Raw genomic sequence first — 24,659 nt, 5'->3', positions numbered from 1 at the left:
TGCCGGGCACTGATAGGAAAGTTTCCTACCAGATGCCGCGCGTGCTGGGCACCCGTCGCGCACGAGATTGGTACGGAACGGGGGGCGACCACCGCCCCCGCCCGTCAGGGCACCGGCTGCTCCGCCCAGATGACCTTGCCCGCCGGCGTGTAGCGGGTGCCCCAGCGCTCCGCGAGCTGGGCGACCAGGAAGAGCCCGCGGCCGCCCTCGTCCGTCATGGCCGCGTAGCGCAGGTGCGGAGAGGTGCTGCTGCTGTCGAACACCTCGCAGATCAGACTGCGGTCACGCACCATCCGGACGTGGACGGTCTCGCCGCCGTACCGGATCGCGTTGGTGACCAGCTCGCTCAGGATCAGCTCCGTGGTGAACGCCAGCTCGTCCAGGCCCCACTCGTCCAGCCGCCGGGTGACCTGGGAGCGGACGTCGGCGACCGCCGCCGGGTCGTTCGGGACGTCCCACTCGGCCACCTGGTCCGGGCCCAGCACCCGGGTGCGGGCGACCAGCAGGGCGATGTCGTCGCCGGGCCGGTCCGGGAGCCGGGCGTCCAGTACGGTCCGGCAGGTCTCCTCGGGCGTCTCGCCGGCCGTCTCCAGGGCCCGGCGCAGCTCTTCCAGACCGACGTCGATGTCGTGCGCGCGGTCCTCGACCAGCCCGTCGGTGTAAAGCACCAGCCGGCTGCCCTCCGCCAGCCGCAGTTCCGTCGTCTCGAACGGGAGGCCGCCCAGGCCCAGCGGGGGCCCCGCGGGCACCTCCGGGAACTCCACGGTGCCGTCGGGCCGGATCAGGGCCGGCGGCGGATGGCCCGCACGGGCGATCACGCAGGAGCCGGCGACCGGGTCGTAGATCGCGTAGAGGCAGGTCGCGCCGGTCACCGGAGCGGTGCTGTCGTCGGCCGCCTCGTCCTGGTCGATCCGTCCGACCAGCTCGTCCAGCAGCCCGAGCAGTTCGTCGGGCGGCAGGTCGAGGGCGGTGAAGTTGTGCACCGCCGTGCGCAGCCGGCCCATGGTGGCGGCGGCGTGCAGCCCGTGCCCGACGACGTCGCCGACCACGAGCGCGACCCGGGCCCCGGGCAGCGGCAGCACGTCGAACCAGTCCCCGCCCACCCCGGCCTGCGCGGGCAGGTAGCGGTAGGCGACGTCCAGCGCGTTCTGCTCGGGCAGCCTGCGCGGCAGCAGACTGCGCTGGAGGGTCACCGCCATGCTGTGCTCGCGGGTGTAGCGGCGGGCGTTGTCGATGGAGACCGCGGCCCGCGCGACCAGTTCCTCGCCGAGCGCCAGCTCGTCCTCGTCGAAGGGCTCGGGCTTGACCGACCGCCAGAAGCTCACCACGCCGAGCACCAGGGTCCCCGCGCGCAGCGGGACGGTGATCAGCGAGTGGATGCCGTACTCCACCACCTGTGCGGAGCGCGCGTGGTCCTGCGCCTGCCAGCCCGGGGCCTGACCGAGCCGGGGCTCCAGGACGGCCCGGCCGCTGTGCAGCGTGCGGCCCTGCGGGGAGGTTTCGACGTAGCGGATCTGCCGGCCCACCGGATAGAGCGGGACCTGAGCGGTGATGCCGCTGAGCGCGGTGCGGCGCAGCGGCGTCACGCCGCCCGGCTGGCCGCCGGCCAGCACGGTGTCGAAGAGGTCGACGGTGACGTAGTCCGCGAACCGGGGCACGGCCAGCTCGCCCAGCTCCTCCGCCGTGCGGGTGACGTCCAGGCTGGTCCCGATGCCCACGCCGGCCGCGTAGAGGATGTCCAGGCGTTCCCGGGCGGTCTCGGCCCGGCCGGACAGGGCGCGCAGCTCGGTGGAGTCGCGCAGCGTCGCGACACTGCCGGCCGGGCCGCCCCGCACGTCCGTGGGGCGCTGGTTGATGGCCAGCAGCCGGTCCTTGACCAGGTGCACCTCGTCGGTGGCCGCCTGACCCGAGGCCAGCAGCTCGGCCAGGTCGGACGGCAGACCGAGCGCGCCGACGTGCCGCCCCTCGGCATCGGGGGGCAGGGCGAGCAGTCGGCGGGCCTCGTCGTTGGCGAGCAGCAGCCTGCCCTCGCCGCCGACGATGAGCACGCCTTCGCGCACGCTGTGCAGGACGGCGTCGTGGTGTTCGTACATCCGGGTCATCTCGTGCGGTCCCAGGCCGTGCGTCTGCCGCAGCAGCCGACGGCTCACCAGGGCCGTGCCCGCCGTCGCCAGGGCCAGTCCGACGGCCGCCGCGCTCAGCACCAGGGGCAGCTGGCGGTCGGCGACCCCGCCGACGTTCTCCGTCGTGATGCCCGCCGAGACCAGACCCACGACCGTGCCGTCGGGGTCCTCGACGGGCACGATGGCCTGCACCAGCGGGCCGATCGTCCCCTCGATCTCCTCGGTCACCGTCCTCCCGGCAAGCGCGGGGGCGATGTTGCCGACGAACTTCTTGCCGATGCGGTCCGGCTTGGGATGGGTGTAGCGGACCCCCTCGGCGTTGGTGACCACCACGAAGTCCACGTCCGTGGCCTTGCGCACCGCCTCGGCGCGGGGCTGGAGGACCGCCGTGGGGTCGGGACCGCGCAGCGCCTGGAGGATGCCGGGGGAGTTGGCGAAGGTCTCGGCCACGGAGACGGACCGGTTGCGGGCCTCCACCGTGCTGTCGTGGCGCACCTGGAGCACCAGCGCGACCGCCGCGGCCACCACCAGCAGCAGCACGATGACCACGTTCATCACGAAGACCTGGCCGGCCACACTGCGTCCGGACAGCGCCGAGCGCAGTGCCGAGGCAGGCCGCCCCGCGTCCCCTCCCCGCCGTGACCGGTCCGCGTCCTGCCGGTGTCGGACGTGCGGGCCGCCGGGACGACGGGGTGACCGTTCTCCCGATCGACCCATCAGTCGGACCATGTGCCCATGTCTACACTGCCGCGCCCGCAGAGGCGAGGGCCACTCCCCGTGACGCGTGGGGTCCGCCGGGCGGGCCGGGGCGTTGCGGTGCGTCCGCGGTGCGTCCGTCCGGGTGGAGCGTGACGGATGGTGACGGGGCGTTGACCCGGCGGACCGGAGTCCGTAATCTCCTCCGCGACATTCGGAAATCCGACCGAAACTTTCGATCCCCCAGGCGAGGTTCGGCGACTTCCCCTTCGGAACGGCCCGCACACCGATTCAAGGACGGAATGACATGAGCATGACTGTGAGACGTCTGACGAGAGCGGCCACCGCCGGTCTCGTGGCCGCGGCCGCGCTGACGGCCGCCGCCCACTCCGCCGAAGCCGCCGACACGCTGGGGTCCGCGGCGGCCGGCCAGGGGCGCTACTTCGGCACCGCCGTCGCGGCGAACCACCTCGGCGAGGCCGACTACGCCGCCACGCTGGACCGCGAGTTCAGCTCGGTGACCCCCGAGAACGAGATGAAGTGGGACGCCACCGAGCCCAGCCGCGGCACCTTCACCTTCGGCTCCGCCGACCGGATCGTGGACCACGCGCAGAGTCAGGGCATGGACGTGCGCGGCCACACCCTCGTGTGGCACTCCCAACTGCCCTCCTGGGTGAGCTCGCTGGGCGCCTCCGACCTGCGCACCGCGATGAACGACCACATCAACGGCCTGATGGGCCACTACAAGGGGGAGATCCACAGCTGGGACGTCGTCAACGAGGCGTTCCAGGACGGCGGGAGCGGCGCCCGGCGCAGCTCGCCCTTCCAGGACAAGCTGGGCAACGGCTTCATCGAGGAGGCGTTCCGCACCGCCCGCGCCGCCGATCCGGCCGCCAAGCTCTGCTACAACGACTACAACACCGACGGTGTCAACGCGAAGAGCAATGCCGTCTACGACATGGTCGAGGACTTCAAGTCCCGCGGCGTGCCCATCGACTGCGTCGGCTTCCAGTCCCACTTCAACAGCAACTCCCCGGTCCCCTCCGACTACCGGCAGAACCTCCAGCGCTTCGCCGACCTCGGCGTGGACGTGCAGATCACGGAGCTGGACATCGAGGGCTCCGGTTCCGCGCAGGCCGCCAACTACACGAAGGTCGTCGAGGCGTGCCTCGCGGTGAGCCGCTGCACCGGCATGACGGTCTGGGGCGTCACCGACAAGTACTCGTGGCGCAGCAGCGGCACCCCGCTGCTGTTCGACGGCGACTACGACGAGAAGCCGGCCTACGACGCCGTCCTGTCCGCCCTCGGCGGCTCGGGCGACCCCGGTGGCCCGGGCGACCCCGGCGACCCGGGTGACGGCGCCCTGACCTGCACGGCCACGTACACCAGGACCGCGGACTGGAACAGCGGCTACAACGGCCAGGTCACCATCACCGCGGGCGACGAGCCGATCAGCTCATGGACCGCGACGATCACCCTGCCCGCGCAGCAGTCCGTCTCCTCCTTCTGGAACGGCACGCCCACCCTGAGCGGCAACGTCATGACGGTGCGGCCGAGTTGGAACGGCACCCTGGCGGCCGGCGCGTCGACCAGCTTCGGGTTCACCGTGGCGAAGAACGGCAGCGACGCCGCACTCGCGGTCGGCACCTGCACCGCCTCCTGACCCGGTCGTCCGGGCCGGCCACCCGCGGGCGCGGTCGGCCCGGACCCGTTCGGAAAGCGGTGCGTCCGGCGGAAGTTGGGGCAAAGGGATCGTGGGACGCGTCCTGATGCGTATCGTGAGAACCGGGGACCCCCGCTCCCTCCACTCGGCCCCGGACCGGACGGTGAGGCTCGGTATGACTCCGGCGCACGGACCCGACACGGGCGCCTCCGTCGTGTCCGCGGTCGTGGAGTTCAGGGGCGGATCGGCGATGATCCCCGCCTCCAGGAACGTCGTGCAGGGCTTCGTCGCCCGACTCGCGGAGCGCGGCCTGGATCCGACGGACGCCTTCCTCGACGCCGCCCGGCTGGTCGCGACCGAGCTGGTGACGAACGCGCTGCGGCACGCGCCCGGCCCCTGCCGGCTGCAGCTGACCCTGGTGGACGACCGGGTGGAGTTCGCGGTGTCGGACACCGGGGACGCCTTTCCCACGTTCCTGCCCCGCGACCCCGTGCGGGTCGGCAGGCACGGACTGGAGATCGTGACCCGGCTGTGCGGCGAGGTCATCACCAAGCCGCACGCGGCCGGGAAGACGGTGTACGCGCGGCTGCCGCTGGCCTGACCCGCCCCTCAGGCGGTGAGTGCCCGCTCCACACTCGGGTAGCAGGGAATCAGCGCGTCGACGCCCACCAGCCGCAGCACGCGTTCGACGGCGTCGCGCGGCGCGGCGAGCCGGAGCCAGACGCCGCGGGACTCGGCGGCCCGGTGCGCGGAGATCAGGACGTTGATGCCGCTGGAGTCGAGGAAGCCCACCTCGCCGAAGTCCACCACCGTGCCCGGCGCCGTCTCCACCGAGGCCAGCAGCACGTCGCGCAGCTGACTGCTGCCGTCGAGATCGACCTCCCCGGCGAGGATCACGAGGCCGACGCCGTCGCCCGTGGTGGTGCGGGTGATCAGCAGCCGCTCCGGTACTGCCGCTCCCTCGATGTCCGCCACGCTGCCCTCACCTCTCGTGTGCGCCGCATATGCCCCGGCCGTCGCTGGTGGCTTGATGTTAAGGCTCTTCGCGGCCCGCGTGGACCACTTGGACGGACCGGAACACGTCGGCACCGACGGGCCACGAGGGGCTCGACGCGCGCGACGGCGCTGCGCTGACTACGGTCGGAGATGTGGTGGCACACACATTCGAGGAACTCGTGCAGAAGCGCCGCGCGGCGGACCTGGCACAACACCGGGTCGAGGAGCTGCGCGACTCGTACGGGCCTCCCACGCAGCATCAGTGGACCCCGCGGCAGTCGGACACGTACGAGACCGCCGTACGGGCCTGGCGCGACCTGGACCGGGACGCGCGGACCGCGATGGCCGAGTACGTCAAGGAGGGAGGCCAGTCCCGGCACAAGATCGAGGCGAAGCTCCGCAAGGCCGTCCAGGAGGACGACCGGAGCACCTGACCGGAAGCGGCGGCGCCGGGCGGGGCTATGCCCGGTCCGCCGCGGCTTCGCCGACGAGGTCGCGTACGGCGTCCAGGGCCGCCGCCCGGTCCTCGGGGACCAGGCCGATGCGGGTGCGCCGGTCGAGCAGGTCGGCCTCGTCGAGGGCGCCCTCGTGGCGCAGCGCCCACACCAGTTCGGCCCCGGTGACGGGGTGGCCCGGCAGCACCCGTTCCGCGAGGCGCGGATCCCGGACCCCGAGGGCCTGGACCGCCGGGGCCTCGGTGCCGTAGTGCCGTACCAGGCGGCGCGGTGCCCGGACCTCGGCCAGGGCGTGCGGAGCGGCGGCGCCGACCAGGGGCAGCGCGGCCGTGGGCGACGGGCCGGCGGCCAGCCCGCGGGCGGCGACGGCGGCATCCACGGCGTCCTCGGCCATGCGCCGGTACGTGGTGAGCTTGCCCCCGACCACCGTGATCACGCCCTCGGACGAGGTGAGCACGGCGTGCCGGCGCGAGACGTCGGCCGTGCGGCGGCCGGCGCCGGGGCGGTCCGACGGGGCGGTGTCGAGCAGGGGGCGCAGGCCCGCGAAGGCACCCACCACGTCCTCGCGGTGCACCGGCGCCTCCAGTACCGAGCCGAGCACGTCGAGCAGGAAGCCGACGTCGGTCTCCGGGACCTCCGGCACGTCCGGGACGTCCCCGTCCACCGGCTCGTCGGTGAGGCCGACGTAGACGCGGCCGTCGCCCTGGGGCAGCACGAGGACGAAGCGGTTGGTCTCGCCGGGGATCGGCACGTGCAGGCCGGCCGGGAGAGGGCCGAGGCGCTCGGAGCGCAGCACGAGGTGAGTGCCGCGGGAGGGGCGGATCCGGATGCCGTCCACCAGGCCGTCCGCCCACACCCCGGAGGCGTTGACCACCGCGCGGGCCCGTATCACGCCCTCCTCGCCGGTCGTCTCGTCACGTACGCGGGCACCGGAACCGGTCAGCTCCAACGCCCTGACCCGGGTCAGGATCCGCGCACCGCGGGCCGCCGCGGTCCGGGCCAGCGCCGTCACCAGCCGGGCGTCGTCGGCGAGCCGGCCGTCCCAGGAGAGCAGGCCGCCGCGCAGCCGGTCGGAGCGCAGCGCCGGGGCGAGGTGCCGGGTCTCCACCGCGGACAGACGGCGCGGCGCGGGCAGCGTGGCCCGGGCGGTGCGCGCCGCCAGCCGCAGGGTGTCCCCGGCCCGGAACCCGGCCCAGGCCAGGGCGCCCTGGCCGCGGGAGACCAGGGGGGTGAGCGGCAGGACGAACGGCTGGGCGCGGACCAGGTGGGGTGCGGTGCGTTCCATCAGCACGCCGCGCTCCACCGCGCTCTCGTGGGCGACGTCCAGCTGGCCGGAGGCGAGGTAGCGCAGCCCGCCGTGGATCAGCTTGGAGCTCCAGCGGGAGGTGCCGAAGGCCAGGTCGTGGGCGTCCACGCCGACGACGCTCAGGCCCCGGGCCGCGGCGTCCAGCGCGGCACCGGCACCGGTCGCGCCGAGACCGACGACCAGGACGTCCACCACGGGGCCGCCGACGGTGTCGGCCATCTCGCGCGAGCGCCGTGCGGCGGACAGGGAGGCCCCGGAAGTGGGGCGGTCGACGGTGCTCATGGGGCGAGGGTCCTCTCCAGGATGGTGCGCAGCTCCGCGAGGAGGGCCGCGGGGGTCAGCTCGACGTCGTCCTCGTCGGTCATGGTCCGCAGCGACAGGGCGAAGGACTGCACGACCAGCAGCACCGACCGTGCCTGCCGCCCGGTGTGGGTCCGGCGCACCGACCCGTCGGCGTGGCCCTCTTCCAGCGCCTCGGCCAGCAGCCCCAGCAGGGCCTCCTGGCTGGCCCCGCGCCGGTCGAGGACGTAGGGCAGGAGCAGCTCCGGATCGACGTCGACGATCTTGCGGAAGAGGGGGTGGGCGCGGAACGCCTCCACTCCCGCCACCAGGCCCTCGACGATGCGCGACCGGGTGACGGTGCCCGGTGCCGGTGCGGGGATCGCGCCGGTGGCCACCGCGATCCACTCCCGGGTCATCAGGTCGCCGACCAGGGACCGCACGTCCGGCCAGCGCCGGTACAGCGTCATCCGGGAGACGCCGGCGCGGCGGGCGACGTCGGTCATCGTCGTGCGCCGCACCCCGACGGCCATGACGCAGTCGCGCACGGCGTCCAGCACCGTGTCGTTGTCCGAGGGGGTCTGCCTGCTCGAGTGGTTGTGACGGTTGGGCGTCATGTGTAACAGTGTAACGCCCAGTGGGGCGGTGCGTACGGCATCCCTCGAAGCGACCGTGAGGACGACAGGCAATGGACATGCTGTTCAACGGCTGGGGCGACCCGGCCAGGGCGACGCCGCTGCCCGACACGGTGACCGGGCTGCTGCGCGAACTGCTCGGCGTCGCACCCCGCGACGCCGCCCCCCTCCCGCTGGCGGAGATCGACGTACCCGTCTCGCCGCTGGGCACGGACGCCCGCCGCGCGCTGACTGCGGCCGTCGGCGACCGGGCCCACGACGTGCGCACGGACGCGGAGAGCCGCATCCGGCACACCCGCGGCAAGTCCACCCCCGACCTGCTGCGGATGCGCACCGGCGACGTCGCCGACACCCCGGCCGCCGTCGTCCTGCCGGACGGTCACGACGAGGTGCTCGCCGTGCTGGCCGCCTGCGCCGAACACGGTCTGGCCCTCGTCCCGTTCGGCGGCGGCACCTCCGTCGTCGGCGGCCTCGCCCCCGGGCGCGCGGGCGCGTTCGTCGCCCTCGACCTGCGCCGGATGAACCGCCTGCTCGACCTCGACGAGGTCTCCCGCACCGCCACGCTCCAGCCCGGCCTGCGCGCCCCCGAGGCCGAGGCGCTGCTCGCCGGGCACGGATACACCCTCGGCCACTTCCCCCAGTCCTACGAGTGGGCCACCGTCGGCGGCTTCGCCGCGACCCGCTCCAGCGGTCAGGCCTCCGCCGGGTACGGCCGCTTCGACGAGATGGTCCTCGGCCTCACCCTCGCCACCCCCGAGGGCACCCTCGACACGGGCCGCGCCCCGCGCTCGGCGGCCGGACCCGACCTGCGCCAGCTCGTCCTGGGCTCGGAGGGCGCCTTCGGCGTCATCACCTCCGTCACCGTGCGCGTGCGGCCCGTACCGCGGGTCCGCCGCTACGAGGGCTGGCGCTTCGCCTCCTTCGACCAAGGTGCCACGGCGCTGCGCCGGCTCGCCCAGGACGGCCCGCGCCCCACGGTGCTGCGGCTGTCCGACGAGACCGAGACCCTCGTCGGCCTCGCCCAGCCCGACGCCATCGGCGCCTCCCTGGAGCAGCAGGACGCGGGATGCCTCGCGGTCGTCGGCTTCGAGGGCAGCGAGGAGGACACCGCGCACCGCCGCGAGGGCGCCGCCGCCGTACTGCGCGCCAACGGCGGCACCTTCGCGGGTGCGGAGCCGGGGGAGCGCTGGGCCCACGGCCGCTACTCGGCGCCGTACCTGCGCGACTCCCTGCTCGACGCCGGGGCACTGGCCGAGACCCTGGAGACGGCGGCGCACTGGTCCCGCCTGCCCGCCCTGTACGCCGCCGTCCGCGACGCGCTCACCGGCACCCTCACCGAGGCCGGCACCCCGCCCCTGGTCATGTGCCACATCTCGCACGTCTACGAGAACGGCGCCTCCCTGTACTTCACGGTCGTCTCCGCCCAGGGCGAGGACGCCGTGGCGCACTGGACCCGGGCCAAGCACGCCGCCAACGACGCCATCCTCGCCGCCGGCGGCACCATCACCCACCACCACGCGGTGGGCACCGACCACCGGGACTGGTACGTCCGGGAGGCCGGCCCCCTCGGTGTCCGGGCGCTGCGTGCCGTCAAGCGGAGCCTCGACCCCGCCGGACTGCTCAGCCCGGGCGTCCTGCTGCCCGCCGACTGACCCCGCCGTACCGCACGCCCGCACCCCGTGAGACAACAGTCCGGCACCACCCGTCAGCCCGGAGGCACCTCGATGCGACAGTTCACCGCCGTCGTCAACCCCACCGCGGGCGGCGCCACCTCGGCCGCCGCGCTCCTCGGGGTGGCCCGTCTGCTGCGGGAGGCGGGTGCCGGGCTGGAGACCGAGTACAGCCACAGCCTCGCGCACGCCCGTGAACTCGCCCGGCGGGCGGGGGAACGGGGCCGGGTGGTGCTCGCCGTCGGCGGCGACGGCATGGCGGGCGGCATCGGCGGCGCCCTCAGCGGCACCGGCGCCCTGCTGGGGCTCGTCCCGGCCGGGCGGGGCAACGACTTCGCCCGGGCCCTGGAGCTGCCCACCGAGTCCGCCGCGCTGGCCGAGGTACTGCTGCACGCCGAACCCCGCCCCGTCGACACCGTCGAGGTCACCTCCGCCGTCCACGACCGCACCGTCGTCCTCGGCAGCGTGTACGCGGGTGTCGACGCCCTCGCCAACCGGCACGCCAACAACGCGCGGCTGCTGCGCGGAGCCGCCTCCTACTACGCGGGCGCGGTGCGGGCCGTCGCGGGCTGGCGTGCGACGGGCTACCGGGTCACGGTCGACGGCGAGGAACACGCCTTCAGCGGCTACACGGTGGTGGCCGCCAACTCCGGCTACTACGGCTTCAACCGCCTCGTCGCGCCCTCGGCGCGGGTGGACGACGGCCTGCTGGACGTGGTGATGATCCACCAGGCCCCCCGGCGGCTGTTCTTCGCCCTGATGAACGAACTCTCCACGGGCGCCCACGTCCACCGGCCCCAAGTGCGCGTCCTGCGCGGCCGGGAGGTCCGCATCGAGGCGGACCGGGCGATACCCTACGGCGCCGACGGCGAGGTCGAGGCCGTCGTGCCCGTCACCGCCAGGGTGCTGCCCGGCGCGCTGCGCGTCCTGTGCTGAACGCACCGCGGGGCCGGACGCCCGTATCGGCGCCCGGCCCCACAGCCCGCCCGATCAGCCCCGCGGCGTGGTGAAACGCTCCCAGACCCGGTGCGAGCCCATCAGCTGCGTGACCTGCTCCAGAGCCGCGGTGCCGGAGTCGGCGACGATCACCCCGGGGGCGTCGGCGGGCACCCCCGACGCCGCCAGCGCCGGCTCACCGCCCGCCCACACACCGATCGCCTTGCCGTGCCGGAACGCCTCCGACAGCAGCAGGCTGACCCGCGGGTCGATCGTCCCCGGCCCCGCGGGCGCCGGCCCGGCCTTGTAGTCCCGCGGGGTGTAGGCGTCGCCGCCCATGTCCGGCGTCCCCGCGATCAGCACCGCGTCGAACTCGACGGACCGCGCGGTGACATAGCTGCGCTGCACGGTCAGCGCGGCGTCGCCCGAGCCGAGGGTGCCACCGGTCGGCGCCACCACCAGCGGCACCATCCCGGCGTTCAGCACCGCCTCGCGCACCGCGCCGACGCCTTCCAGGTCGGCCCCGCCGGTCACGATGCCGATCACCCTGCCGTCCAGCGGCCAGACACCGCCCACCTGGGACAGCGCCGGGCTGGGCTCGACGTCGGCCAGCGGTACGGTCGGCTGTGGGGCGGGCAGACCGAGGCCCTCGGCGACGCCCGCGCACAGCTCGGGGTCGATGTTGGCCAGGACCTGCAGCGTCCGCTCCCGGATCGCCTGCTCGTAGCACTTGCCCAGCTCGAAGGTGTAGGCGCCGACGATGTGCTCGCGCTCCACCGGACTCATGCTCAGCCAGAACCGGCGCGGCTGGCTGAAGTGGTCCGCGAACGACTCGGGGGCCTCGCGGACCTTGCGCCCCTCCGGCACCCGCACCGGAGCCTCGATGAACGCGTTCGTGTCCGCGCCCGCGGTGAACGGGCAGCCGCCGTCCAGGGAGTTGGGCCGGTAGGGCGCCACTCCCCGGTGCACGGCACTCTGGTGCATGCCGTCGCGCAGCATGTCGTTGACCGGCGCCTGCGGCCGGTTGATCGGCAGCTGCGGGAAGTTGGGCCCGCCCAACCGCGTGATCTGCGTGTCCAGGTAGGAGAACAGCCGTCCCGCGAGCAGCGGGTCGTCGGTGACGTCGATGCCGGGCACCAGGTGGCCGACGTGGAAGGCGACCTGCTCGGTCTCGGCGAAGAAGTTGGACGGGTTGCGGTTGAGGGTCAGCAGCCCGACCGGCTGCACCGGCGCCAGCTCCTCGGGCACGAAGTTGGTCGGGTCCAGCAGGTCGATGCCCTCGAAGGTCTGCTCCGGGTTGTCCGGGAAGGTCTGGATGCCCAGCTCCCACTGCGGGTACGCGCCCGCCTCGATGGCGTCCGCGAGGTCCCGGCGGTGGAAGTCCGGGTCGACGCCGTTGATCAGCTGCGCCTCGTCCCACACCAGGGAGTGCACGCCCAGCTTGGGCTTCCAGTGGAACTTCACCAGGGTCGTGGCGCCCTCCGCGTTCACCAGCCGGAAGGTGTGGACGCCGAAGCCCTCCATCATCCGGAACGAGCGCGGGATGCCCCGGTCGCCCATGAAGAAGATGGTGTGGTTCGTCGCCTCGGTGTGCAGCGAGACGAAGTCCCAGAAGGTGTCGTGGGCGCTCTGCGCCTGCGGGATCTCCCGGTCCGGGTGCGGCTTCGCGGCGTGCACCACGTCCGGGAACTTGATGGCGTCCTGGATGAAGAAGACCGGGATGTTGTTGCCGACCAGGTCGAAGACGCCCTCGCTGGTGTAGAACTTCGTCGCGAAACCGCGGGTGTCCCGCACGGTGTCCGACGACCCGCGCGAGCCGACCACCGTGGAGAACCGGGTGAACACCGGCGTCTCCACGTCCGCGGCCAGGAAACCGGCCTTGGTCACCGAGGCGGCCGTGCCGTAGCTCTGGAACACCCCGTGCGCGCCCGCGCCCCGGGCGTGCACCACGCGCTCCGGGATGCGCTCGTGGTCGAAGTGCATGACCTTCTCGCGCAGATGGTGGTCCTGGAGCAGTACCGGACCGCGCGGCCCCGCCTTCAGCGAGTGGTCCGTGTCGTACAGCCGAGTCCCCTGAGCGTCCGTCAGGTAGCTGCCGGACTGCGCCACCCTGGCCTGGTCGGCGCCCGTGGGCTGACCGGTCGGCGACACGGTGTCGGGGCCGCTCTGGTCCGGCTTCGGCGGCAGCGGCTCGCGGGGCTCGGTGGGCTCGGCGACGGGCGGCGACTCGGGACCGGGCCTGCCGGGGATCCCGTCCGGCGGACCACCGGCCTCGCCGTGCAGGCCCTCGGTCACCTTGTGGACTGCTCGCTTGAGGGGATTGGCCTCGCTCATCGGCCTTTCTCCGTTCTGGGCTGGCCGCTTGCACGCGCCCGGTCGTGTTCGAGTACCGACTGCCGTGGTGGGCCGTGACCGCGTACCCAGGGTTCGGGACTCGAGGCATGGGTGCGAGCAACGGAGGGCGGTCGGCTCAGGTGATGGTCTGTCCGTCGTGGGTGCCGCCCAGGCAGAGCGACGTGAAGGAGCCGGTCCCGTCCCCGTCCGCCGAGATGATGATCACTCCGCCGCCCGCGACGCACTGGCTCGCCGTCACCTCTCCCGGGAGACTCGCGGCGCGCGGCACCGAGGCCCGCGCTCCGGTGGCGCACAGGACCGACACGGCCAGGGCCGCGATCACGGTGCACGACGACTTGCGCATGAGGACGGCTCCTTCTCACCGGTGCCGTCCCAGCGTCACCGGCCCGGGCGCGGCACGCCACCGGGGGCGCGCGCACGGGGGAGGGCCCCGACCCTCGATACGGGTCGGAGCCCTCGAAGCGCCGTACGGGCCTACGCCTGCGTGTGTGTCACCCCCACCGGTTCGAACGCGACCCGGGTGCGGGCGCCGTCGGCCGCCCAGACCACCTCCACGCCGTCCGCACCGGCCACCACCTCCGCGACGGCCCCGGCCGCCGGCACGCTCACCGGTTCACCGGTCAGCGAGGCCAGGCAGACGTGCACGGAGGTGCCGCCCGCCGAGCCGGACAGCCGGGGCAGCTCCGCCCACGGCACGTACGCGGTGCCCTGCGGGGCACGCACGGTCTCCACCTCGGGCTCCCAGCCGTACAGGCCGTGCAGCGCGGAGGCCAGCGGCTCCTCGGGACCGGTGGCCCAGCCGGTGTGGGTGACCCGCGCCCCGGCGGGCGCCCCGACCACCCGGTGCACCCGCAGCTCGTACGGCCCCCGGGCCACCGTCACGCTCTCCACCCGCAGCCCCGGCACCATCGGCGGTCCGGCCACGAAGACCGGCCGGTGCCAGGACGCCGCCCAGCCCCAGCCGTCGCCGTGCCCGGCCCCCAGCGGATGGACGCGGCGCCGCACGCTCGACCGGCCGTTCACCTCGACGGACAGGTGGTTGTCCGCCACGTTGTCCCGCGCCGTGGGACCCGTCCGGGTCGAGTATGCCTGCCGGCCGTAGTGCGGGTCGTCCTCGGCGGCCGACTCGCCCTCGTGCGGCCGGACATGGTCGCTGCCGTGATTGTGCAGCCGTACGATCCCGTCGCCGCGGGTCGCCTGCACCAGCAGCCCCGGCTCGGGCAGGGCCAGCACGCGGTCGGCCTCCTCCACCGGCGCGGGCTCCTCCGGCGCCGTCCACAGCGGGTGACCCGCGGGAGCGAGCAGCGACACGAACGCCTTCGACGCCCAGTACGGGGAGGCCGGGCCCGAATAGGGCTGCAGGGTCGCCCCGTGCGGGCCGTACCAGCCCAGGCTCAGCACCCCCTCGTCCGCCAGCGCCCCCCGGTCCACGAAGTACCGCAGGCTGCCGCTGACCAGCCGCCGCGAGGCACCCGGCGTCAGCGGGGTGTGCCCGGTCAGCGCGCCCAGACCGACGGCCGCCGAGGCGGCGAAACGGTAGGTGAGGGAGCGGCCGAAGTGCAGCGGCGCACCGTCCGAGCCGAACATCAGGCCGAAGCCGTCGAGGTGGGCGTGCAGCCGCTCCCCGTACCGGGCGAGGGCGTCGGTGTCGCCGCCCAGGTGGGCGTCGAGCACCGGGTAGAGGTGCAGGGCCCAGCCGTTGTAGTGGTCGAAGGCGCGTCCGTCGCCGTCGGCGTACCAGCCCCCGCCCCGGTACCAGCCCTCCATCAGCTCCAGCGCCCGGTGCCGGGCCGCGGCCGTCTCGGCGTCGCCGCGGCCGACCGACTCCAGGAACCCCGCGACCGTGTACGGGAACAGGTACCAGTTGTTCGGCGCCGGAACGTGTCGCAGCGCCCCGCGCAGCCACTCCTCCACCCGGTCCTGGACCCCGGAGTCGAGGTGCTTCCAGAGCCAGGGCGCGGTCAGCCGCAGCCCGAGCGCCACCGAGGCCGACTCGACCATGGGCTGGCCCTGCACGTCGTGGTCGAGGATCAGCGGCCAGGACTCGGTGTCCGCGCGGCCGGGGGAGCGGGTACCGGAGGTGAGACCCTCGGCATAGCGGTCCAGCCAGCCGTGCGGGTCCGCGCCGTCCGCACCCGCGACGCGGAAGCCCGCCGCGAGGAAGGTCCGCGCGAAGCCCTCGAGACCGTCGGAGCGCACCCCCGAGCGCGAGGGCCGCCCGGGCAGGTCGAGCAGGGCGCGGCCCGGGGTGCTCCAGCGCCACGCGGCCCACAGCAGCCCGTCCGCGACGGCCTCCCAGTGGGCCCGGGTGTAACCGGTGTACGGGCTCGACGCACGGTCCTCGGTGGGCAGTTCGAACGGGATGCTCATGCCAGGAACGCCAGCCTTTCTCGTCGTACGGGGTGGAGGAAGCCGGAACCGGAGGCCCAGCGGGTCGTCTCGGCGAGGGAGAGGTCGGCCAGCCGGCGCCACTCGTTGCCCTCGGAACCGGCGAGGTGCGGGGTGATCAGGGCGTGCTCGCAGTCCCACAGCGGGTGGTCCGCCGGCAGCACCTCGGGGTCGGTGACGTCCAGCACGGCCCGGATCCGGCCCGCCGCCACGGCGTCGGTGAGCGCGTCCTGGTCGATCACCGCCCCCCGGGAGGTGTTGATCAGCACCGCGTCGGCGGGCATCGCCTCGATCAGCGCACGGCTCACCAGGCCGCGGGTGGTGGGCAGCAGCGGGGTGTGCACGCTGACGGTGTCGCAGCGCGCGAACAGCTCCGGCAGCCCCACGTTCTCGACGCCCAGCTCGGCGGCCTCGGCGTCGGTGACGTACGGGTCGTGCAGGAGGACCCGCACGTCGTGCGGCCGCAGCAGTTCGACGACCCGGCGGCCGATCAGCGACGCCGACAGGATCCCCACCGTGCGGCGGTAGTTGCCGACGCCGCGCGGGGTGCGCAGCCAGTTGCCGCGGGTCCGGGACGCCCGGAAGTCGCGGGCCCGCTCCAGCACCCGTTTGCCGCTCAGCAGGATCATGGCGAGGGTGTACTCGGCCACCGGCAGCGCGTTGGCCGCGGCGGCCGAGGAGACCTCGATCCCGCGCTCCCAGCACGCGTCGGTCACGTGCCCGCGGACGCTGCCCGCCGTGTGCACCACGGCCCGCAGCCGGGGCGCCGCCCGCAGCGCCTCCGCGTCGAGCGGCGGACAGCCCCACCCGGTGATCAGCAGCTCCACGTCCGCCAGTACGGATCTCGCCCGCGCCGTGGTCAGGTCGTCGAGCACCGGGAGGGGCGCGAGGTCGCAGACCCGGCGGAACGCGGCGAGGGACTGGGGGTCCAGGACGGCCGAGGCGGCGTCCGGGGACATGGCCACGGCGGCACGGGGCCGGCGGCCGGGTCCGGGGGCGTGCACGGTCACTTGACGGCTCCGGCGGTCAGGCCGCTGCGCCAGAATCGCTGGAGCAGCACGAAGGCGAGGATGAGCGGCAGTACGGCGAGCAGCGAACCCATGATGACCACGGGGTAGTACTCGGGCGACACGGACGCCGAACTGTTCCACTGGTACAGGCCGAGACTGACGGGATACAGGTCCTGGTCGGACAGCATCACCATGGGCAGGAAGAAGTTGTTCCAGATCGCGGTGAGCTGGAAGAGGAAGACGGTGATCAGACCGGGCCCGAGCATCCTGAGCGCCACCCGCGCGTACGTGGTCAGCTCCCCGGCCCCGTCCACGCGCGCCGCCTCCAGCACCTCGTCGGGCACGTAGCCCCGTGCGAAGATCCGGCCGAGGTAGACGCCGAACGGATTGAAGAGCACCGGGATGAACACCGCCCAGAAGGTGTTGACCAGGCCGGCCTCGGAGGCCATCAGGTACAGCGGCAGCGCCAGCACCGTCTGCGGCACCATGACCGCCGCCAGCACCAGGCCGAACAGCTTCTCCTTGTGCCGGAAGCGGTACTTGTCGAAGGCGTAGCCGCAGGCCACGCTCACCAGCGCGCCGACGGCGGCGCCGACCACCGCGTACAGCAGGCTGTTGACGTACCAGCGGCCGTACAGCCCGCCGTCCATGGCGAAGACGTCCTTGAGGTTCTGCAGCAGGGAGAAGTCGCTCAGGGACAGCAGGTCGCTGCTGAACAGCGCGTCGCGGTTCTTCGTCGAGGCCAGCACCAGCCACAGCACCGGCAGCAGGGTGTACAGGACGGAGACGGCGACGACCACGTTGACGGTCGCCCGGCCCAGCAGCTTCGGGCGGAGCAGGGAACTGTCGGCGGCGCTCATCGGGCCTCCTCGGAGTCGGCGCGGCTGGTGAAGCGGGTGACGCCGTAGGACAGGGCGATGGTGCACACCAGCAGGACCACCGAGGCGGCCGCCGCGAGGCTGTAGTTGTTGCGGGTGAACGCCGCGTCGTAGATGTACATGCTGGGCGAGAACCGCGAGTTGATCATCGGGGACGACTGGCTGAGCAGCATCGGCTCGGTGAACAGCTGGAGGGCCCAGATCAGGGTGAAGATCGAGACCATCACGATGGAGGCCCGCACCAGCGGCGTCTTGACCTGCAGCGCCGTACGCACCGGCCCGGCGCCGTCGACGACGGACGCCTCGATCACCTCGCGGGGCACGGCCTGCAGCGCGGCGTAGAACACCACCATGTTGTAGCCGAGGTTGCTCCACAGGGCGATGTTCACGATGGACGGGAGCACCGTGTGCACGCCCAGGAAGTCGATCGTGATGTCGCCCTTGGCGAACAGCTCGATCACCGGGCTGATGCCGGGCGTGTACAGGTACAGCCAGATCAGCGCCGCGATGATGCCGGGCACCGCGTGCGGCAGGAACAGGCCGAGTTGGGCGAGGGCGCGCAGCCGCACCACGCCGGAGTCGAGGAGCAGGGCGAGCGCGAGCGCGCCGACGACCATCAGCGGGATGTAGATCAGGCAGTACAGGGCGACCGTGCCGAGACCGCCGAGGAAGGTGGGGTCGGTGAGCACGGCCGCGTAGGACCGCAGTCCGACGAAGACCGTGCGCTCGGGGCCGAAGCCGAGTCCGGGCTGGTCGTCGCTGAAGAAGCTGAGGTAGACGGCGGTGCCGACGGGAATCAGGAAGACGGTGACCAGCAGGGCGAAGAACGGCGTCATGAGGACGCCGGCGGCGGTCAGTTGACGGCGCTTGGCCGCTCTGTGGGCGCGCAGTCCCGAGGCGGAGGGTGCCGGGGAGGCGGCGCGGGCGGCGCCGGTCGGCACCCGTGAGTGGGTGGTCGTGGTCATGGGTGTGTCACCTGCCTTTCGTCGGCTCAGGTGCTGTGCTGGGTGGTGGACAGGCCGAGCGCCTTGAGGTCGGGCATGGTGCCGTCCTGGGCGGTGCGCAGCGACTCGACGAGACTGCCCTGGCCGCCGCTGACGCGGGCGAAGGAGTCCTGCATGACCTTCTGGGTGGCGCTCATCCGCGGGCCCCACAGCCACTGGTCGCCGATCTTCTCGGCCTCCTGCTCGAACAGGGTGTAGATGTCCTGACCGCCGTAGTACGAGCGGTCGAAGGCGTCGCGGCCCACGGAGACCAGTCCCGGGGCCGCCGGGTACTGGCTGCTGGTGCCGCTGGAGAGCCGGGCGCGCAGGGAGTCCGGGTGGGAGACCTGCCACTCGATGAACTCCATCGCGGCCTCCGGGTGCCTGCTGTCCTCGGTGATCGCGAAGGTGGAGCCGCCGTGGGTGCCGGTCGCGGGGCTCGCGGTGTCCCACTGCGGCAGCGGTGCGATCCGCCACTGGCCCTTCTGCCCCGGACGCGCGTTCATCTGGGCGCCGGCGTCCCAGGCGCCGGTGAGCCGGGTGAGCACCAGTCCGTTGCCGATCTGCGCGTCGGACTGCCTGCTCTCGACGGCGTTCATGAAGACGTCGTCCCGGTCGATCAGCCGCTGCCAGTACTCCCCGACCCGTCGTGAGGGCGCGTCGGCCAGCGAGACGTTCCAGGCGCCCTTCGAGGTGTCGAACCACTGGGCGCCCGCCTGCCAGGCGTAGCAGGCGAACTGGGTCATCCCGTCGGTGGGGAAGAGCACCAGCCTGCGGTCGGGCGTCCTGCGACGCACCGTTGCCGCCTGCTCGGCGAACTCGTCCCAGGTACGGGCGACCTCCAGCCCGTACTCGTCGAACAGGTCCGCGCGGTAGTGCATCACCATCGGTTCGACGTCCAGCGGCACGGCGAACACCCGGCGTTCGAAGGTGGTCAGGCCGAGCGCCTGCGGCAGCAGCTTGCGGCGCAGACCGTCACTGACCAGGTCGGTGATGTCGCGGGCGACGCCGTCGATGGCGAACCCCGGGACCTGCGGGTACTCGAGGGTGGCGACGTCGGGCGCGTTCCCGGCCCGGGCGGCGTTGCTGAGCTTGGCGTAGCCGCCCTGTCCGCCGGAGGGGATCTGCTGGAACTCCACCTGGATGTTCCGGTGCGTGCGGTTGAACGCGTCCACCACTTCCTGGCTGCCGCGCAGGGCGGACCAGAAGGTGATGCGCGTGGTGGTGCCCGTGCGGGCCGACGATGCGCCGTTCCCCCCACTGCAGGCGCTCGCGGCTCCTGCCAGGGGTAGAGCGGTCATCGCGGCGAGCACGGAGCGACGGCTGGGTCGTCCGGGCATGGCGCCTCCGCGGCTCCTGCGGGTCCGCGTGGGTGCGGACACGACTCATCGAGACACCGGAATCCTGAACGCCCCGTCTCAAACGGTCAATAGATCGATCAGAAGAAAATGAAACGCTCAAACGCTCATTCGCCGAGCGGCTCCGCCACCCGGTCCGTCGATCCCCGCACCATCAGCCGCGGCAGCAGCTCGACGCGCCGCCCCGGCTGCCGGCTGCCGGGCGCCTCGGCCAGCCGCTGGAGCAGCAGCTCCGCCGCCGCGTGCCCGACCTCGGCCTTCGGCGGCGACACGGCCGTCAGCGGCGGCGAGGCGAGACCGGCCACCACGTCGTCGTAGGCGACCACCGAGCAGTCCTCCGGCACGCGCACCCCGTCCTCCGCGAGCCGCTGGACCACCATCAGCGCGTCCACGTCGCCGTGCAGCACCATCGCGGTCGCACCCACCTTGCGCGTCAGCGCGGGCAGTTCGGCCCGCTCGTCCGCGGAGTACGGCCCGTCGGCCCCGGCCTCCGGCGCGACCAGCGTCCACGCCCACTCCTCCACCAGGGGATGGGCCCCGGCGATCTCGGTGAACGCGGCACGCAGCGAGCGTGCGGTGGGGCTGTCGTGCCGGGTGGCGAACACGATGCGCCGGTGACCCAGCCCCACCAGGTGTTCCACCGCCAGGTGCGCGCCGTACCAGTGGTCCGAGCACACCGAGTCCAGGCCGTGCAGCGCGCTGCCGCGCCACGGGCGGCGCTCCATCAGTACCGTCGGCACGCCGACCCCGGCCAGCCACTCGTGGTCGGCCTCCTCGTCCGCCCGGCCCCGCCACCGCGGGGCGATCAGCAGCCCGTCCGCGCCGTCCGCCAGCGCCCGCTCCACCAGCGGGCGTTCGGCACCGGACGCCTGCGGCGCGAGGTGCAGGGCCATGCGCACCCCCGCCCGCTCCAGCACCGTGCGGGCCCCGTGCAGGGTCTCGGTCAGATACGAGTGCCGCACCGGGACCACCACGGCCACCCGGTCCCCGGCCGCCGGGACCGCGTCGGCGACGGTCTCCCGGGCCTGCAGTGTCGACCGCACGACCCCGTGCCCGCGGCTCAGTCTGCCCTCGCGCGTCAGCTCCTCGACGTCCCGGCGCACGGTGACCACCGAGACCTGCAACTCGTCGGCGAGGTCGCGCACCCGCGCGGTACCGCGCGCCTGGACCGCCGCCAGTATCCGCTGGCGCCTGAGATCGACCGGCTCCCGCATCAGGGCTCCCCACCCGAGAATGTTCGTTTGAGCGATTCGGCGCCATCATAACGATCGCTCGTGCCGGCCGTCCGGCCCTTTCCCCTCACGACCGGGCGCCACGCCCGCGGTGCCCTACGGCTCCGGGTCCGCCAGCAGCGGTCCCAGCGGACCCAGGTCGAGGTTCAGGTCGGAACGGCTCAGACCGTGCTGGGCGCACAGGTCGTCCATGCGCTCGTCCAGCAGCATGAGCGCCGTGCCGAGCCGCTCCTCCTGCTCGGTGCTCAGCGTCCCCTCGTCGAAGCGGCGCACGGCCTGGCGCTCCATGAGCTGACGCAGCAGCTCCACCACGGTCAGCACCAGCGCGGCCAGGTCGTTCGTGACCCGCTCGGGGTCCAGGTCGAGGGCGTGGGCGGCACGGCCCCGGGGCGCGGTCACAGCGGCCCGCTGTCCGGCCAGGGAGCGGGCACCCGCTCGTTCACCGACGACAGCAACGCGTGCAGGGAGATCCGCACCAGCGGCACGTCCGCGACGGCCAGGACAAGGTCGCCGCTGACCACGACACCGGTCGCCAGCACCCGGTCCAGCAGGTCGACGAGGGGCACCCCCACCGGTGCGTACGGCTCCGGGCCGCCCCAGGGCACGGGGGCCGGGCCCGGCGTACGGGCGTCGGGGACGGTCACGACGGGGCCTCCTGGTCGGGATGGGCCTGTGGATCCGGGTCGGCCTCCTGGTCCGGGTCGGCCTGCCGGTCCTCGTCCCAGCGGGCGAAGGAGTACGGGATCCACGGGCCCGACGCGTCCACCCGCACCGCCGGGTGCGTCCCGCCGGCGGTGAACCGGGCCAGGGCCGCGGTGAAGTCGGCGCGCCGCGCGTCCTCCACCAGGTAGGCGACGTTGAGCAGTTGCGGGGCGCGGCGGCCGGTCAGCCGCTCGCTCTGCGGGCGGTGCCGCGTCGCGGCGACCGCGTGGCGCCGCAGCGCCGCGTCGACGGCCTCCGCCTCGGCCAGCGCCCTCCCGCGTGCACCCTGCTGTTCGCGCCGCCGTGCGCTGACCCGGCTGAGGTAGCCGCGACCGCCGTCGCCGGATCGGGCGGGGGCACCGGGGCCGGTGGCCGCGGCGGCCTCGGGCTCGGCCTCGGCGACGTGCACCTTCACCGCCCACTCCGTGCGGTCCCGCAGACGGTCCAGCAGCGTGTCCAGCACCTGCCGCCGGGCGGCCACCGCCCGAGCCGCGGTCAGGTCGCCGCGGTACAGCGTCGCCATCGGCAGCGGCACGACGGGGCCCCGCCCGGCGGCGGCCTCGACGCCCCGGTGATGGGCGCGGGCACAGCGTTCCAGGTCCTCGGGCCGGTTGAGGCGCTCGGTCAGTGCCTCCTCGCCGAACAGGTCCGCGGGGACGTCCTGCACGACCAGGCACAGGCCGTCCGCCCGCAGGACGCGCAGCGGACCGCCTTCCTCGTGCCCCCGCGCCGCCGCCAGGCCGGCCGGGTCGGGCGGGGTGCGGGTGACGGCGAAGGCGCACAAGAGGCCGGTGGCCGCGGGTCCGGCGGCGGACGCGCTCATCGCACGGCTCCCGTCGTCTCCTCGGCGCCGCGCTCCAGGGCGTCGAGGCGCTCCCGCAGCCGCGCGTTCTCCTCGGCGAGCGCGTCCCGCGCGGCCCGGGACGAGAGGGCGGGATCCGTCTCCCACCAGTCGATGCCCGCCTTCCGCGCGGTGTCCACGGAGGCGATGAACAGCCGCAGCCGGATCGTCAGCAGTTCGATGTCGAGGAGGTCGATCTTGATGTCGCCGGCGATGACGATGCCCTTGTCGAGGACGCGTTCGAGTAGGTCGGCGAGGCTGCCGGAGGGGGGCCCGTAAGGCTCGGTACCCGGGCCCGCGTACCGGTGGTCGAGGTCGGTCACGGCCGGCTCCCGGCGGCGGCGTCAGCGACGCGGGCGGCGACGTTCGTCGCGTGCGCCCTCTTCGTCGCCTTCGTACTCCTCGTCGTCATAGGGCTCCTCCTCGTCGTCGTACTCACCTTCCTCTTCGTCCTCTTCGTCGTCTTCGTCGTCGTACCGGTCGTCGTCCTCGGTGTCCTCGTCGTCCTCGGTGTCGTCGGAGGCGGTTTCGGCGTCCTCCTCGTCCAGCGCGTCCTCGTGGCTCTTGACGACCTCGCCGTCGCGGATCTCGCCGCGCCAGCCCTCGACCTCCTCGCCGTCCAGCAGGGTCACGTGCCGCGCGAAGTGCTTCAGGTCCAGCCGCAGCCGGCGTCCCTGGGCGCGCCAGAGGTTGGCGGTCTTCTCGAAGAAGCCCGCCGGGTAGTACTCGACGACCACGACGACCCGGGTCAGCCGGGGCGCCAGTTCGTGGAAGGTCACCACCCCGTTGGCACTGCCCTTGGCGCCCTCGGAGGTCCAGGCGATCCGCCGGTCGGGGATCTGCTCCTGGACCGTCGCCTTCCAGCTTCGGCTGGAGAAAGCGATCTTGGCGGTCCAGTCCGAGGTCACCTCGTCGTGGGGACTGACGCTCTGGACGCCCTTGGTGAAGCCGCTGAAGTCCTGCAGCTGCGTCCACTGGTCGTAGACGGTGCGCAGGGGGACGCCGATGTCGACGGTCTCCATGATGTGCGTCGCCTTGATGCTGCCGCCGCCGCTCTTGGAGCCGCCGCCTCCCTTGGAACCGCCGTCCTTGGAGCCGCCGCCTCGCCCGGAGTCACCTCCTCCCTCGGAGCCACCGTTGTCGGCGGACTCGGTCAGGCGGTCGGTCAGGGACCCGATCCGATCCCCTGCCCTGCCGACGAGCCCGTGCCCGGCGGCGGAGAGGTACCCGCCCAGTGCGTCCTTGAGGTCGCCGAGGGGCGACGGTCCGCCGTCGCCCTGCCGGTCCGGGGTCATGCGCGTCCACCTCCCCGCCTGCCGCCCGGGCCCGTCGCCCGCTTCGCCGGTACGGCCTCCTTCGAGGCCTCCTTCTTCGCCGTCTTCTTCGCCGGTGGCGCGGCCTTGCGCGGCACTGCCTTCTTGGCCGTCTTCCGGGGCGGTGCCGGTGCGGGCCGCCGGTCCTCCTCCCGGTCCTCCTCGTCGAAGTAGGCGTCCTCGTCCGGAGCCTCCTCGTCCCAGGAGCCGTCCTGGTCGCCGTGGTCGTCGCGGCCGTCGTCCCGTCGGCCCTCGCCGGTGAGCGCGTCGGTGCGGTCGCGGAGGCTGTCCGCGAGGCCGGTGAGACGGCGGTTCGCCGCGGCGGTGACGGCCGCGCGTGAGGCGGTCAGCAGCTCGCCCCGGAGCTGTTCGCTCAACTCCTGGAACTGGGGCGCCCGTTGCAGGCTGCCCAGTCCCTGGCCGAGTACCTGGCCGGGGGAGAGGCCGACGCGTCGGCCCACCAGGTAGGAGCCGACCGCGAAGGCGAGCTTGGCCTTCTTCGTGCGTCCCAGGAGGTAGCCGCCCGCCACGGCGGCCGCCATGGCCGTCCTGCTGTCGTTCATAGGTGTCGTCTCCGCGCTGGTTTCGTGGTGGTGGTAGGACCGGTGGGCCGAGCCGGGTGTTCGAGGAGCGTGAGCAGCCGCTCCTCCTCCCGTTCGAAGGCCGCCTCGTCGACGGCGCCCTCGTCCAGGGCCCGGTTGAGTGCGGCCAGCCGCGCCTGTACGGCGCGCGGGTCGTGGGCCTGGCGCCGGGCCTCCTGAAGCAGGTGGTCGGCGACCCAGGCCGTACCGCGTACCGGGGCGAGGGGCAGCAGGAGGAGACCGCTCACGATGCCCACGC

General features: G+C 73.5%; 24 protein-coding genes. 5 read left to right on the top strand and 19 right to left on the bottom strand.

What is annotated here, in order from left to right; genetic code table 11:
• Window positions 1-104 precede the first annotated feature (104 nt).
• Window positions 105-2,852: a SpoIIE family protein phosphatase gene (locus tag IE258_RS14445; protein WP_189743443.1), complete on the bottom strand. Its 2,748-nt coding sequence runs from the start codon at window positions 2,850-2,852 to the stop codon at window positions 105-107.
• 274 nt (window positions 2,853-3,126) lie between these two features.
• Between IE258_RS14445 and IE258_RS14440 the strand changes: the two genes are divergently transcribed.
• Complete coding sequence (locus IE258_RS14440) at window positions 3,127-4,482, top strand: glycoside hydrolase family 10 protein (RefSeq protein WP_189743440.1); 1,356 nt, start codon at window positions 3,127-3,129, stop codon at window positions 4,480-4,482.
• 175 nt (window positions 4,483-4,657) lie between these two features.
• A complete protein-coding gene (locus IE258_RS14435) occupies window positions 4,658-5,083 on the top strand; it encodes an ATP-binding protein (protein WP_189743438.1) in 426 nt (141 codons plus the stop codon).
• A gap of 8 nt (window positions 5,084-5,091) precedes the next feature.
• On the opposite strand, the gene IE258_RS14430 is transcribed toward IE258_RS14435, so the two are convergent.
• Window positions 5,092-5,457, bottom strand: a complete 366-nt coding sequence (locus IE258_RS14430) for an STAS domain-containing protein (RefSeq protein WP_189743436.1) — start codon at window positions 5,455-5,457, stop codon at window positions 5,092-5,094.
• A gap of 176 nt (window positions 5,458-5,633) precedes the next feature.
• Between IE258_RS14430 and IE258_RS14425 the strand changes: the two genes are divergently transcribed.
• Complete coding sequence (locus IE258_RS14425) at window positions 5,634-5,912, top strand: hypothetical protein (RefSeq protein WP_229892109.1); 279 nt, start codon at window positions 5,634-5,636, stop codon at window positions 5,910-5,912.
• Window positions 5,913-5,937: 25 nt separating this feature from the next.
• Here IE258_RS14425 and IE258_RS14420 read toward each other — a convergent pair whose 3' ends face one another.
• Both IE258_RS14420 and IE258_RS14415 read right to left on the bottom strand, forming a co-directional pair.
• Window positions 5,938-7,521, bottom strand: a complete 1,584-nt coding sequence (locus IE258_RS14420) for a glycerol-3-phosphate dehydrogenase/oxidase (RefSeq protein WP_189743434.1) — start codon at window positions 7,519-7,521, stop codon at window positions 5,938-5,940.
• Window positions 7,518-8,135, bottom strand: coding sequence for a TetR/AcrR family transcriptional regulator (locus IE258_RS14415; RefSeq protein WP_189743432.1), 618 nt, complete (start codon window positions 8,133-8,135; stop codon window positions 7,518-7,520). Before IE258_RS14415 ends, IE258_RS14420 begins: the two co-directional genes overlap by 4 nt.
• Before the next feature lie 71 nt (window positions 8,136-8,206).
• On the opposite strand from IE258_RS14415, the gene IE258_RS14410 reads away from it, so the two are divergent.
• Window positions 8,207-9,805 carry an FAD-binding oxidoreductase gene (locus tag IE258_RS14410; protein ID WP_189743430.1) on the top strand — a complete coding sequence of 533 codons (1,599 nt, stop codon included), beginning with the start codon at window positions 8,207-8,209 and terminating at the stop codon, window positions 9,803-9,805.
• Window positions 9,806-9,877: 72 nt separating this feature from the next.
• The gene (locus tag IE258_RS14405) at window positions 9,878-10,759 is read left to right on the top strand and encodes a diacylglycerol kinase family protein (RefSeq protein ID WP_159323841.1); all 882 of its coding nucleotides are present in this window, start codon (window positions 9,878-9,880) and stop codon (window positions 10,757-10,759) included.
• A 54-nt stretch (window positions 10,760-10,813) separates the two neighbouring features.
• Here IE258_RS14405 and catB read toward each other — a convergent pair whose 3' ends face one another.
• From catB to IE258_RS14330, 15 genes are all read right to left on the bottom strand, one after another.
• The gene (gene catB, locus IE258_RS14400) at window positions 10,814-13,093 is read right to left on the bottom strand and encodes a catalase CatB (protein WP_159323840.1); all 2,280 of its coding nucleotides are present in this window, start codon (window positions 13,091-13,093) and stop codon (window positions 10,814-10,816) included.
• Window positions 13,094-13,229: 136 nt separating this feature from the next.
• Window positions 13,230-13,457, bottom strand: a complete 228-nt coding sequence (locus tag IE258_RS14395; RefSeq protein ID WP_189743428.1) for a hypothetical protein — start codon at window positions 13,455-13,457, stop codon at window positions 13,230-13,232.
• A 131-nt stretch (window positions 13,458-13,588) separates the two neighbouring features.
• Entirely contained in the window at window positions 13,589-15,484 is a 1,896-nt protein-coding gene (locus IE258_RS14390) for a DUF2264 domain-containing protein (RefSeq protein ID WP_189743426.1), read from the bottom strand.
• The gene (locus IE258_RS14385; RefSeq protein WP_189743424.1) at window positions 15,481-16,512 is read right to left on the bottom strand and encodes a hydroxyacid dehydrogenase; all 1,032 of its coding nucleotides are present in this window, start codon (window positions 16,510-16,512) and stop codon (window positions 15,481-15,483) included. Before IE258_RS14385 ends, IE258_RS14390 begins: the two co-directional genes overlap by 4 nt.
• Window positions 16,509-17,372 (bottom strand): carbohydrate ABC transporter permease, encoded by an 864-nt coding sequence (locus tag IE258_RS14380; protein ID WP_159323836.1) that lies wholly within the window; start codon window positions 17,370-17,372, stop codon window positions 16,509-16,511. Before IE258_RS14380 ends, IE258_RS14385 begins: the two co-directional genes overlap by 4 nt.
• Window positions 17,369-18,355: a carbohydrate ABC transporter permease gene (locus IE258_RS14375; RefSeq protein WP_189743422.1), complete on the bottom strand. Its 987-nt coding sequence runs from the start codon at window positions 18,353-18,355 to the stop codon at window positions 17,369-17,371. The genes IE258_RS14380 and IE258_RS14375 overlap by 4 nt, the downstream gene beginning before the upstream one ends.
• Before the next feature lie 26 nt (window positions 18,356-18,381).
• Window positions 18,382-19,713: an ABC transporter substrate-binding protein gene (locus tag IE258_RS14370; protein WP_189743420.1), complete on the bottom strand. Its 1,332-nt coding sequence runs from the start codon at window positions 19,711-19,713 to the stop codon at window positions 18,382-18,384.
• 125 nt (window positions 19,714-19,838) lie between these two features.
• The gene (locus tag IE258_RS14365) at window positions 19,839-20,945 is read right to left on the bottom strand and encodes a substrate-binding domain-containing protein (RefSeq protein ID WP_189743418.1); all 1,107 of its coding nucleotides are present in this window, start codon (window positions 20,943-20,945) and stop codon (window positions 19,839-19,841) included.
• A gap of 114 nt (window positions 20,946-21,059) precedes the next feature.
• Window positions 21,060-21,362, bottom strand: a complete 303-nt coding sequence (locus tag IE258_RS14360) for a gas vesicle protein K (protein WP_087804742.1) — start codon at window positions 21,360-21,362, stop codon at window positions 21,060-21,062.
• On the bottom strand, window positions 21,359-21,568 hold the full coding sequence (locus IE258_RS14355) for a gas vesicle protein (RefSeq protein WP_003978205.1): 210 nt from the start codon (window positions 21,566-21,568) through the stop codon (window positions 21,359-21,361). The genes IE258_RS14360 and IE258_RS14355 overlap by 4 nt, the downstream gene beginning before the upstream one ends.
• 35 nt (window positions 21,569-21,603) lie before the next feature.
• Window positions 21,604-22,488 (bottom strand): GvpL/GvpF family gas vesicle protein, encoded by an 885-nt coding sequence (locus tag IE258_RS14350; protein ID WP_189743416.1) that lies wholly within the window; start codon window positions 22,486-22,488, stop codon window positions 21,604-21,606.
• Window positions 22,485-22,829 (bottom strand): gas vesicle protein, encoded by a 345-nt coding sequence (locus tag IE258_RS14345; protein ID WP_189743414.1) that lies wholly within the window; start codon window positions 22,827-22,829, stop codon window positions 22,485-22,487. Before IE258_RS14345 ends, IE258_RS14350 begins: the two co-directional genes overlap by 4 nt.
• A gap of 21 nt (window positions 22,830-22,850) precedes the next feature.
• Window positions 22,851-23,801, bottom strand: coding sequence for an SRPBCC family protein (locus IE258_RS14340; RefSeq protein WP_189743412.1), 951 nt, complete (start codon window positions 23,799-23,801; stop codon window positions 22,851-22,853).
• Window positions 23,798-24,382, bottom strand: a complete 585-nt coding sequence (locus IE258_RS14335; protein WP_189743411.1) for a hypothetical protein — start codon at window positions 24,380-24,382, stop codon at window positions 23,798-23,800. The genes IE258_RS14340 and IE258_RS14335 overlap by 4 nt, the downstream gene beginning before the upstream one ends.
• Window positions 24,379-24,657, bottom strand: a complete 279-nt coding sequence (locus IE258_RS14330; RefSeq protein ID WP_189743409.1) for a gas vesicle protein GvpG — start codon at window positions 24,655-24,657, stop codon at window positions 24,379-24,381. Before IE258_RS14330 ends, IE258_RS14335 begins: the two co-directional genes overlap by 4 nt.
• Window positions 24,658-24,659 lie beyond the last annotated feature (2 nt).

Origin of the sequence: Streptomyces tendae (assembly GCF_014650435.1) — a bacterium.
GTDB lineage: Bacteria > Actinomycetota > Actinomycetes > Streptomycetales > Streptomycetaceae > Streptomyces > Streptomyces tendae.
This window is presented reverse-complemented; position numbering and strand designations above follow the sequence as displayed.

Excerpts from the sequence above, each read along its gene's own strand:
- IE258_RS14420 (WP_189743434.1), bottom strand. The coding sequence starts at position 7,521 with ATGAGCACCGTCGACCGCCCCACTTCCGGGGCCTCCCTGTCCGCCGCA.
- IE258_RS14340 (WP_189743412.1), bottom strand. The coding sequence starts at position 23,801 with ATGACCCCGGACCGGCAGGGCGACGGCGGACCGTCGCCCCTCGGCGAC.
- IE258_RS14365 (WP_189743418.1), bottom strand. The coding sequence starts at position 20,945 with ATGCGGGAGCCGGTCGATCTCAGGCGCCAGCGGATACTGGCGGCGGTC.
- IE258_RS14440 (WP_189743440.1), top strand. The coding sequence starts at position 3,127 with ATGAGCATGACTGTGAGACGTCTGACGAGAGCGGCCACCGCCGGTCTC.
- IE258_RS14350 (WP_189743416.1), bottom strand. The coding sequence starts at position 22,488 with ATGAGCGCGTCCGCCGCCGGACCCGCGGCCACCGGCCTCTTGTGCGCC.
- IE258_RS14405 (WP_159323841.1), top strand. The coding sequence starts at position 9,878 with ATGCGACAGTTCACCGCCGTCGTCAACCCCACCGCGGGCGGCGCCACC.
- IE258_RS14410 (WP_189743430.1), top strand. The coding sequence starts at position 8,207 with ATGGACATGCTGTTCAACGGCTGGGGCGACCCGGCCAGGGCGACGCCG.
- IE258_RS14380 (WP_159323836.1), bottom strand. The coding sequence starts at position 17,372 with ATGAGCGCCGCCGACAGTTCCCTGCTCCGCCCGAAGCTGCTGGGCCGG.
- catB (WP_159323840.1), bottom strand. The coding sequence starts at position 13,093 with ATGAGCGAGGCCAATCCCCTCAAGCGAGCAGTCCACAAGGTGACCGAG.
- IE258_RS14370 (WP_189743420.1), bottom strand. The coding sequence starts at position 19,713 with ATGCCCGGACGACCCAGCCGTCGCTCCGTGCTCGCCGCGATGACCGCT.
- IE258_RS14375 (WP_189743422.1), bottom strand. The coding sequence starts at position 18,355 with ATGACCACGACCACCCACTCACGGGTGCCGACCGGCGCCGCCCGCGCC.
- IE258_RS14395 (WP_189743428.1), bottom strand. The coding sequence starts at position 13,457 with ATGCGCAAGTCGTCGTGCACCGTGATCGCGGCCCTGGCCGTGTCGGTC.
- IE258_RS14335 (WP_189743411.1), bottom strand. The coding sequence starts at position 24,382 with ATGAACGACAGCAGGACGGCCATGGCGGCCGCCGTGGCGGGCGGCTAC.
- IE258_RS14445 (WP_189743443.1), bottom strand. The coding sequence starts at position 2,852 with ATGGTCCGACTGATGGGTCGATCGGGAGAACGGTCACCCCGTCGTCCC.
- IE258_RS14435 (WP_189743438.1), top strand. The coding sequence starts at position 4,658 with ATGACTCCGGCGCACGGACCCGACACGGGCGCCTCCGTCGTGTCCGCG.
- IE258_RS14415 (WP_189743432.1), bottom strand. The coding sequence starts at position 8,135 with ATGACGCCCAACCGTCACAACCACTCGAGCAGGCAGACCCCCTCGGAC.
- IE258_RS14390 (WP_189743426.1), bottom strand. The coding sequence starts at position 15,484 with ATGAGCATCCCGTTCGAACTGCCCACCGAGGACCGTGCGTCGAGCCCG.